We start from the raw sequence: 9,359 nt of genomic DNA on the forward strand, positions 1-9,359 counted from the left end.
GGCCCAGGGGGTCCGGGCCCGTCCGAGAGGAGCGCAGGGTGCGCAGCCAGTTGTTCGACACGGCGAACGCCGAGGTCCAGACCCAGGAGCGGTGGGTCAAGCAGAACAGCAAGATGGTCAAGGTGAGCCTCGGCCAGGACGTCCTGGCCGTGAAGGGCGCCATGGTCGCCTACCAGGGGCAGGTGACCTTCAACCACGAGGGCTCCGGCAGCGTCGGCAAGTTCATCCGCCGGGCGCTGACCAACGAGGACACCCCGCTCATGCGGGTCGCCGGCCAGGGCGAGGTCTTCTTCGCGCGGATGGCGGAGGACATCTTCTTCATCCAGCTCGAGGGTGACGGCATCTCGATCAACGGCACCAACCTGCTGGCGTTCGACGCGAACCTCTCCTGGGACGTCCACCGCGTCCAGGGTGCGGGGATGCTCTCCGGCGGGTCGTTCAACACGATCATCCAGGGCCAGGGCACCGTCGCCATCACGAGCGACGGCCCGCCGATGATCCTCGACTGCTCGCAGCAGCCGACGTTCGTCGACATGCAGGCGGCCGTCGCGTGGTCGGCGAACCTGTCCCCGCAGGTCGTGTCGAGCATGAACATGAAGTCGCTCCTGCGCGGCGGCTCCGGCGAGGCGTTCCAGTTCGCCTTCCACGGCCCGGGCTTCGTCGTCGTCCAGCCGAGCGAGGGTCAGCCCCTCGGCGGCCCCGGCGGCGGCCAGCAGCAGCAGGCCGGCGGGCTCGGCCAGCTCTTCAGCTGACCCTCCGCACCGCCCGCACGGCACGGCACGGACGGCGACCGGCAGCACCTGCTGCCGGTCGCCGTCCGTCGTGCCCGGCTCTGCGGAGCCCGCGCCCCGTCAGCGCAGCCCGGCGTCGCCGAGCAGCCGGGCGGTGATCTCCCCGACGTCCGCGAGGTGCTCGGGCAGGCCGTGGCCGACGAACCACGTCGCGACGTTCTGGACGTCGCGCGCGAGGAACGCCGGGCCCTGCGGGTTGCCCACGACGTCCACGACCTGCGGCAGGTCGATGAGGACGAGCCGCTCCTCGTGGACGAGCAGGTTGTACGCCGACAGGTCGCCGTGCGCGTACCCGGCGAGCGCGAGCGTCCCGAGCGCGTCGAGCATCTGCTCCCAGAGGTCGGCGAGCAGCGCCCCGTCCGGCCGCAGGGCGGCGAGCCGGGGTGCGGCCACGCCGTCCGGCGTCCCCATGAACTCCATGAGGATCTCGGTGCCGTCGAGCTGCACCGGGTAGGGCACGAGCGCGCGCCCGCCGGCGAAGCCGATCGACCACAGCCGGGAGAGGGCGCCGAACTCGGCGCGCGCCCACTGCCCGGCGATGACCTCGCGGCCGAACTCGGTGCGCCGCTGCATCGCCCGCATCTCGCGGGACCGGCGCACCCGGCGGCCCTCGAGGTAGCCGGCGTCACGGTGGAACTGGCGGTGCTCGTTCGACCGGTAGCGCTTGGCGGCGAGCAGGGTCACGGCGTCGGTGCCGGGCAGCCAGCGCTCCACGAGGTGGACGTCGGCCTCCTTGCCCGTCTTGACGACGCCCCGCTCGGCGTCGAGCGCGTTGTGGTCGGTGATGACCCACTCCGGGCGTGGCGTGGGGCCGTGCTCGGACCCGAACCACGAGGAGTAGCTGACGCCGTCCGGCAGGTCGTCCTCGGTGAGCCCGTCCGCACGGAGGTCGGACAGGTCGTCGGGGTCGTCGGAGCGGTCGTCCTGGCGGCCGCGCCGCGGCGGCTCGTCCGGGGCCGGGCCTTCGAGGTCGGACGCCGTGACCCGGCGTCCGTTCTTGCCGGCGCGCCTGCGGCGCGCGGGGATGTGGGTGCCGTCGTCGGACGGGTCGTCAGACGGGTAGTCCAGGTCGTGCGAGAGGTCGTACGTGGTCAACGGAGGAGCTCCTCGATCGGAAGGACATGGGCAGGGCACAGCCCTTGACAGGCGCCATGACGTGTCTCCTTCCGATCGGTGCGCACCCGGGGAGGGCGCGGTTGTCCTCGACGCGGACGTCGTGAGCGTGACGCGCGCGGCCCGGTGCGCGCAACTGGTTTTACGGGCGTGTGACACTGGACCCCGGTCCGCCGCGTGCGTGGCGGACCGCCCGGCCCGTTCCGTGTGCATAGAGTTGATCAGGCCGGACGACGTACGCCTGCTACACAGTGTCGCTGCGGATACGTTCCGTGACGACGGACCTGACCCCGAGACCGGCCGAGGACGACCTTCCGTGATCCGCTTCGAGAACGTCACGAAGATCTACCAGGGCACCACCCGGCCCGCGTTGGACAACGTGAGCCTGGAGATCGGCAAGGGGGAGTTCGTCTTCCTCGTCGGTGCGTCCGGATCGGGGAAGTCGACGTTCCTGCGGCTCAGCCTCAAGGAGGAGAAGCCGACGCGCGGGGTCATCCACGTCGCGGGCAAGGACGTCGCCCGGCTCCCCGGGTGGAAGGTGCCGCAGCTGCGGCGCCAGATCGGCGTCGTCTTCCAGGACTTCCGGCTGCTGCCGAACAAGACGGTCTTCGAGAACGTCGCGTTCGCGCTCCAGGTCATCGGCAAGCCGCGCCACGCGATCGTCCACACGGTGCCCGAGGTGCTCGACCTCGTCGGGCTCGCCGGCAAGGAGCAGCGCTTCCCGCACGAGCTGTCCGGTGGTGAGCAGCAGCGCGTCGCCATCGCGCGCGCGTTCGTCAACCGGCCCGCGATCCTGCTCGCCGACGAGCCGACCGGCAACCTCGACCCGACCACGAGCGTCGGCATCATGCGGCTGCTCGACCGGATCAACCGGACCGGGACGACCATCGTCATGGCGACCCACGACGACGAGATCGTCGACCAGATGCGCAAGCGCGTGGTGGAGCTCGAGGACGGCCGCCTGATCCGGGACCAGGACCGCGGCGTCTACGGCTACGCGCGCTGAGAGAGGCGAACAGACCATGCGGTTCCAGTTCATGCTGTCCGAGATCGGGATCGGCCTGCGGCGCAACCTGTCCATGACGATCTCGGTCATCCTCGTGACGACCGTGTCGCTCCTGCTGCTCGGCGTCGGGATCCTCGCCCAGAAGCAGGTCTCGGCGATGAAGAGCTACTGGTACGACCGGGTCCAGGTCTCGATCTTCCTGTGCGGCAAGGACTCCGACTCGACGAGCTGCGCCGACGGCGAGGTCACGCAGGAGCAGACGGCCGCCATCCGCGCCGACCTCGGCTCGCCCGCGCTCAAGCCCTACATCGACACCGTGTACTACGAGTCGAAGGAAGAGGCGTACGCGCACTTCAAGGAGCAGTTCAAGGGCAGCGTCCTCGCGGACAACGTCGTCGCGGACCAGCTCCCCGAGTCGTTCCGGGTGAAGCTCAAGGACCCGCAGCAGTACCAGGTCGTCTCGGACGCGTTCCGGGACAAGCCCGGCGTCGAACGGGTGCAGGACCAGAACCAGCTCCTCGACCGGCTGTTCGCGCTCCTCAACGGCCTCAAGTGGGGGGCCTGGTTCGTCGCCGGCCTGACCCTGCTGTGCACCGTCCTGCTCGTCGCGACGACGATCCGGCTCACGGCGTTCACCCGGCGCCGGGAGACCGGCATCATGCGCCTCGTCGGTGCCTCGAACCTCGTCATCCAGCTGCCGTTCGTCCTCGAGGGGATGATCGCGGCCTTCCTGGGCGCCGTCCTCGCCTCGGGCGTGCTCGTCGCGTTCACGCACTTCGCGGTGCAGGGCTGGCTGAAGAACTCGCTGCGGTTCGTCGAGAACTACGTCACCGTCGGCGACGCGCTGTCGATCGTCCCCTTCCTTTTCGTGGTCGGTTTGCTGATCGCTGGCGTGTCGTCGTTCCTCTCGCTGCGGCGATACCTCAAGGTGTAAGTCTCGACAAGTTGTCGAGACTTGCCCGACGGCGACTTCCCCGGCTCCACGTCGGACGGCGAGGTGTGCGGCGTCGTTCGCGGACGCCGGTGGAGGAGTGCCCATGCGCCCGACCGGGCTGCGTGCTGTCGTCGTGCTCGCCGCGACGTCCCTGGTCGTCACGGGTCTGACGTCCTCGACCGCGTCGGCCGCCCCGGGCGGAGCGGCCGCCCCGGCCGCTGCCGCGGCGGGCGGTCCGGCCAGGTCGGACCGCGTGACCGAGCGCAAGAACGACCTCGACAAGCAGATCGACGACATCCGGGAGAGCCTCGAGGGCACCTCGGCCGACCTCGTCGACGCCGCGGTCGCGCTCAAGCGGTCCGAGGCGGGTCTCGTCACCGTGCGGGCCGAGCTCGCCGCGGCCCAGGCAGCCCTCGCCGCGGCGGAGAAGCGGGACGCCGAGCTGGCGACCGAGCTGGCCGTCGCCCGCGAGGAGGAGGCCAAGGCCGTCAAGGCGCTCGAGGCGCAGGCGAAGGCGGAGGCGCAGACCCGGGCCCAGCTCGGGCGGCTCGCCCGCGAGGCCTACTCGGGCTCCGGGATGACCGGCCTCTCGATCGCGCTCCAGGCCGACAGCCCTGACCAGTTCGCCGAGCGGATGGCCGTCGCCGGCGCCGTCATGCGCAGCGAGAACAGCGAGGTCGACCGGCTCGTCGTCGCCCGGTCCGAGATGCGGGCGCGGACGGCGAAGCTCACCGCGCTGCGGGCCCGCACCGCCGAGCTGAAGAAGCTCGCGGCGCAGGTCGTCGAGCAGCGCGCGGCCGCGCAGGCCCGGGCCGCCGCGGCCGAGGCCGAGCAGACCCGACTCGTCGACGAGCAGACCACGGCGCTCGGCGTCATCAAGGACAAGCAGGCGCAGGAGAAGGACCGCCTCGCGAAGGCCCAGGCCGAGCAGGACCAGCTCGAGAAGATCCTGCGCGCCCGCGCCGAGAAGGCCCGCAAGGAGCGGGAGGCCCGCGAGCGGCGGGACCGGGCGAAGTCCGGCGGCGGCTCGAGGGGCGGCTCCAGCGGCGGCACGAGCGCCGGGTCCGGCGGGTCGCAGACCAACCGCGGCGGGTACCTGTCGTACCCGGTCAACGCCCGGGTGACCTCCGGCTACGGCATGCGCTACCACCCGATCCTGCACTACTGGCGCCTGCACGGCGGGACCGACTTCGGCGCCGCGTGCGGCACCCCGCTGCGGGCGCCGGCCGACGGCACGATCGTCCGCGCCGGCTGGGCCGGCGGCTTCGGCAACCAGATCGTCGTCGACCACGGCTACGTGCGCGGCGTCGACCTCTCGTCCTCGATGAACCACCTGTCGCGGATCTACGTCAGCAGCGGCCGCGTCCGGCGTGGCCAGGTCATCGGCCTCACCGGCACGACGGGTCTGTCGACGGGCTGCCACCTGCACTTCGAGGTCTACCAGAACGGCTCCCGGGTCAACCCGATGCGCTGGCTCTGAGCCGCGGGGCCCCGGACGTCCGTGCCGTCGTCCGTGCCGTCCGGGGAATCCCGGACGACGCGGACGGCGCCCGGCTCGTAGACTCGTCCGTCGGCCCGCACCGCGCGGGCCGTGCGACGCCGGAGGGAGGGCGCAACCGTGGGCAGGGCAGCAGACCAGAAGGCCCGCAAGGCCAAGAAGGCGAGCATCAAGGACGGCGCGGGCCGCGTCCTCGTGGCGAGCAACCGCAAGGCCCGGCACGACTACCACATCGACGACACCTACGAGGCGGGCATCGTCCTCATGGGCACCGAGGTCAAGGCGCTGCGCGCGGGTCGGGCGTCGCTCGTCGACGGGTACGCGTCGGTCGACAACGGCGAGATCTGGCTCGAGGGCGTGCACATCCCCGAGTACGCGCAGGGCACGTGGACCAACCACGCGCCGCGCCGCAAGCGCAAGCTCCTGCTCCACCGCCTCGAGATCGACAAGCTCGCCTCGCAGGCCAAGGAGAAGGGCTTCACGATCATCCCGTTGCAGCTGTACTTCCTCAACGGCCGGGCCAAGGTCGAGATCGGCCTCGCGCGGGGCAAGAAGGAGTACGACAAGCGGCAGACGCTCCGTGAGCGGCAGGACCGCCGCGAGGCCGACCGCGCCATGTCGACCCGCGCCGACCGCTGACCCGGGCGGGGCGCGGGGCCCCGGTCAGATCGGCTGCGGCCGGCCGAACAGCCAGCCCTGGCCACGGTCGCAGCCGTAGCGGCGCAGGGCGTCCGCCTGCTCCTCGGTCTCCACGCCCTCGGCCGTGACGACGAGCCCGTGCGCGTGGGCGAGCGACACGATCGCGGACACGACGGCGTCCGCCCGGGCGCTCGTGCCGAGCCGGTTGACGAACGACCGGTCGATCTTCAGGAAGTCCAGCGGGAACCGGTCGAGGTAGGCGAGGGCCGAGTACCCGGTGCCGAAGTCGTCGAGGCCGACGTGCACGCCGAGGTCCTTGAGCCGGCGCACCTCGCGGGCGCGCCGTCCGGTCGCGTCGAGCAGGCTGGACTCGGTGAGCTCGACGAGCACCCGGTCGGCGGGGACGTCGTGCGCGGCGAGCGCGGCCGAGAGCCGGCGCAGGTAGGTCGGGTCGTCGAGCGTGCGCGCCGACACGTTGACGGCGACGCGCAGGTGCCCCGGGACGTCCGGCCGGGCGAGGTAGGCGACGGCGAGCTCGGTGATCCGGCTGTCGATCTCGACGACGAGGCCGGTGTCCTCGGCGACCGAGATGAACTCGCCGGGCTGCATGAGCCCGTGCTCGGGGTGCTCGAGGCGGGCGAGGGCCTCGCCCGCGACCCGGTCCCGGCTGCCGAGGTCGACGACGGGCTGCAGGTGCAGCCGGACGCCGTCGTGCGCGAGCGCCGTCCGCAGCCGCAGCTCGGACTCGATCCGGGCGTCCGCGCGGGCCCGCAGCGCGTCGTCGAAGACGGCGCACATGTCCCGGCCGGCGTCCTTGGCCTGGTAGAGCGCCAGGTCTGCCTGCCGGTAGAGGTCGACGACCGACCGGCCCGCCTCGGCGCACCCGGTGACGCCGACGCTCGCCGTCGTCACGAGCGACGCGCCGTCGGCGAGCACGAAGGGCTCGGAGAGCCGCTCCCGCACGGTGGTCGCGACGACGAGGAGGGCGGCGTCGCCGGGGGCAGGGTCGAGCAGGACGGCGAACTCGTCGCCGCCGAGCCGGCACACGGTGGCGCCGCGCGGCGCGAGCCCGACGAGCCGGCGGCCGACCTCGACGAGCAGGGCGTCGCCGGCGACGTGGCCGAGGGAGTCGTTGACCACCTTGAAGCGGTCGAGGTCGAGGAGCAGGAGCCCGACCGGGTGCTCGGGGGAGGCGACGGCGAGCGCCTGCTCGAGCTGCTGCTCCAGGCAGGTCCGGTTGCCGAGGCCGGTGACGGGGTCCGTCAGGGCGAGCCGCTGGAGCTCCTCCTCGGCCGCGCGCTTGGCGGTCATGTCGGTGATGTGGAGCAGCACGCGGGTCGTGCCGTCCCGGCGGACGTCGGCGACGGCGGCGTGCACCCAGACCGGGATGTCGCGCCCGTCGCTGCGGACCGCGCGGACCTCGAGGGAGCTCTGCGGGGCGGGGCCGGTGAGGCTGTCGAGGAAGGCCGCGGCGGCGGCGCGGTCCTCGGGGTGGATCACCCCGGCCGCGAGCCCCATGGGCCGTTCCGGCAGGGAACGCCCGATGAGGTCGCCCATGGCCCGGTTGACCCGGTGCGCGGACCGGGTGCCGTCCGGCGCGACGTCGAACATGACCATCCCGATCGGGGCCTCGTCGAACGCGAGCCGGAACTTCTCCCGGCTCATCTCGAGGACGGCGACGTGCTCGGCCTCCTGCGTGACGTCGAGGGTCGCGCCGATGATGCCGACGATGTTCCCCTCGTCGTCGTGGACCGGCTCGGTCCAGGCGCGCAGGGTCCGGGTGCGGCCGTCGGGCGGCGTCGTCCGGAACTCGTTGCGCCAGCCGACCCCGGCGGCGAGGCACGCCTCCTCCTGGAGCCGGGTCCGCTCCCGGTCCACCGGGTCGAGCCACGTGCTCCAGGCGTTGAGGTCGACATGGGTGCCCGGGTCGAGACCGACGAGCGCGAACATCTGCGGCGACCAGTGGATCGTGTGGTTGCGCAGGTCCCACTCCCAGATCGCGATCCCCGTGAGCTTGCGGGCGACGGCGAGGTGGCGCTGCGCCTCGGACGCGTCACCGGCGACGGCGACGTCCTCGGTGACGTCGACGAGGGTGACGACGGACGCGGCGGCGGCATGCATCCGGGGGGTCACGGCGGTGGTCGCGGCGGACAGCCAGCGGGGGCCGGCAGACGTCGTGACCGGGACGAGCCGGCGGTGGCCGACGGGGTCGGCGGGGAGGTCGAACGGGGGGTGCGACCCGAGCAGCGTGTCGCGGGGGACGTCGAGGAGGACCGCGGCGGTCGGGTTGGCGTCGAGGACGACCCCGTCGGCCGAGAGCAGCAGCATGCCCTGCGCGAGCCGGTCGAAGAGCAGGCCGAGCTGGGCGGCGTCGTCGCCGCGCTGGTCGTCGGGCGTGGCGGGGCCGGGCCGGGTCTTCGTCCCGGGGCCCGCCGGGCCGTGCGGGACCGGCACCCGGCCGGCCGCCGTGCGTGGGCTCATGGCGGCGTCACCCCTGCGCGGCGTCGGCGGCATGGCGCTGTCGCGCGCGGCGGATGTCGTCACACGTGTGGTCTCGGTCCGCCCCGGGCGATCCTGGATCACCCGTCCGGGCTACTGCGGACATGGGACGGGACGGTATCGCCCCGCGGGGCGTCCCCGCGCGCCGCCGGGAACAGGGGCCGGGGTCCGGCTGTTGGACCGAAAGGACGTCGCGGCCTGTCCGGCGCGGCGGCTACAGTGTCGGAGCGGGTCCCTCGGGCCCCGTGGTTGACAACTGCACAGGGGGTGACAGGTTTCGACGTTGGACGTCGTTCCAGGAGAAGCGGGCCGAGAAGGTGACGTGATCTCGTAAACCTCGTCGCAAACCAATAGGTGCTAACACAAACAGCGCCGACTACGCCCTCGCCGCCTGAGCGAGTGTGATAGTCCGTCAGCCCGGGCACGCCTTCGGCCCGGTCGCTGGCGTCAGCTAGAAGGCCACTGGCCAAGGGTCCGGTCACGGGATCTGCGGCGACACCAACAGTGACTGAGCCCGGCTCGGCGACATGCATGCTGGATCGCCGGGGCTGAGAAACGCCGTAGCAGGCTGCGCCCGGAGAAGACCTGGTTCACCGCCAACGGACGCGGGTTCGATTCCCGCCACCTCCACGAAATGGGTCGAGGCCCTCGCACAGCACCACCGTGCGAGGGCCTCGACCCATTTCATGCAGCCCGTGGGATCCGTCGCCTGCACCCATCCGTGCGGCGAGGAACGAGCCGCAGGGCATGCGCGACGGATCCCGCCACCTCCACTCGCGGCGAAGCCGCGAAGGGCCGAAGAACCACCGCAACGCGGCGAAGCCGCGAGCACACCTGCAACGCGGCGAAGCCGCGAGCCCCACGGACGCCCCCCACCCC

The 9,359-nt window shown here is 72.4% G+C and carries 7 protein-coding genes and 1 other RNA gene; 6 read left to right on the forward strand and 2 right to left on the reverse strand.

Translation table 11 applies throughout. The features are described 5' to 3' along the window. Positions 1-38: 38 nt before the first annotated feature. A complete protein-coding gene (locus tag ECOMGDLI_RS25090) occupies positions 39-752 on the forward strand; it encodes an AIM24 family protein (protein WP_088319582.1) in 714 nt (237 codons plus the stop codon). A gap of 99 nt (positions 753-851) precedes the next feature. On the opposite strand, the gene ECOMGDLI_RS25095 is transcribed toward ECOMGDLI_RS25090, so the two are convergent. Next, positions 852-1,817, reverse strand: a complete 966-nt coding sequence (locus tag ECOMGDLI_RS25095) for a serine protein kinase RIO (protein WP_369812789.1) — start codon at positions 1,815-1,817, stop codon at positions 852-854. A gap of 403 nt (positions 1,818-2,220) precedes the next feature. Here ECOMGDLI_RS25095 and ftsE point away from each other — a divergent pair, with 403 nt between their 5' ends. The 4 genes from ftsE to smpB all read left to right on the forward strand — a co-directional run bounded on the left by ftsE (position 2,221) and on the right by smpB (position 5,981). After that, the gene (ftsE, locus tag ECOMGDLI_RS25100) at positions 2,221-2,910 is read left to right on the forward strand and encodes a cell division ATP-binding protein FtsE (protein WP_088288884.1); all 690 of its coding nucleotides are present in this window, start codon (positions 2,221-2,223) and stop codon (positions 2,908-2,910) included. A gap of 16 nt (positions 2,911-2,926) precedes the next feature. Continuing rightward, positions 2,927-3,844, forward strand: coding sequence for a permease-like cell division protein FtsX (gene ftsX, locus ECOMGDLI_RS25105; RefSeq protein ID WP_088319584.1), 918 nt, complete (start codon positions 2,927-2,929; stop codon positions 3,842-3,844). A 103-nt stretch (positions 3,845-3,947) separates the two neighbouring features. Then, the gene (locus ECOMGDLI_RS25110) at positions 3,948-5,324 is read left to right on the forward strand and encodes a M23 family metallopeptidase (protein ID WP_088319585.1); all 1,377 of its coding nucleotides are present in this window, start codon (positions 3,948-3,950) and stop codon (positions 5,322-5,324) included. 186 nt (positions 5,325-5,510) lie between these two features. Further along, complete coding sequence (gene smpB, locus ECOMGDLI_RS25115; RefSeq protein ID WP_143447926.1) at positions 5,511-5,981, forward strand: SsrA-binding protein SmpB; 471 nt, start codon at positions 5,511-5,513, stop codon at positions 5,979-5,981. Between the two features lie 24 nt (positions 5,982-6,005). On the opposite strand, the gene ECOMGDLI_RS25120 is transcribed toward smpB, so the two are convergent. Next, complete coding sequence (locus tag ECOMGDLI_RS25120) at positions 6,006-8,462, reverse strand: bifunctional diguanylate cyclase/phosphodiesterase (RefSeq protein WP_158221149.1); 2,457 nt, start codon at positions 8,460-8,462, stop codon at positions 6,006-6,008. 281 nt (positions 8,463-8,743) lie between these two features. On the opposite strand from ECOMGDLI_RS25120, the gene ssrA reads away from it, so the two are divergent. Continuing rightward, positions 8,744-9,113, forward strand: a transfer-messenger RNA (tmRNA) gene (gene ssrA / locus ECOMGDLI_RS25125). The last annotated feature ends 246 nt before the right edge of the window (positions 9,114-9,359 follow it).

This window comes from Kineosporia sp. R_H_3, assembly GCF_002198675.1.
In the GTDB taxonomy this organism is placed as follows: domain Bacteria; phylum Actinomycetota; class Actinomycetes; order Actinomycetales; family Kineosporiaceae; genus R-H-3.

Bases quoted from the DNA above. Each gene is read 5' to 3' on its own strand.
- ECOMGDLI_RS25120 (WP_158221149.1), bottom strand. From the start codon at position 8,462: ATGAGCCCACGCACGGCGGCCGGCCGGGTGCCGGTCCCGCACGGCCCG.
- ftsX (WP_088319584.1), top strand. From the start codon at position 2,927: ATGCGGTTCCAGTTCATGCTGTCCGAGATCGGGATCGGCCTGCGGCGC.
- ECOMGDLI_RS25110 (WP_088319585.1), top strand. From the start codon at position 3,948: ATGCGCCCGACCGGGCTGCGTGCTGTCGTCGTGCTCGCCGCGACGTCC.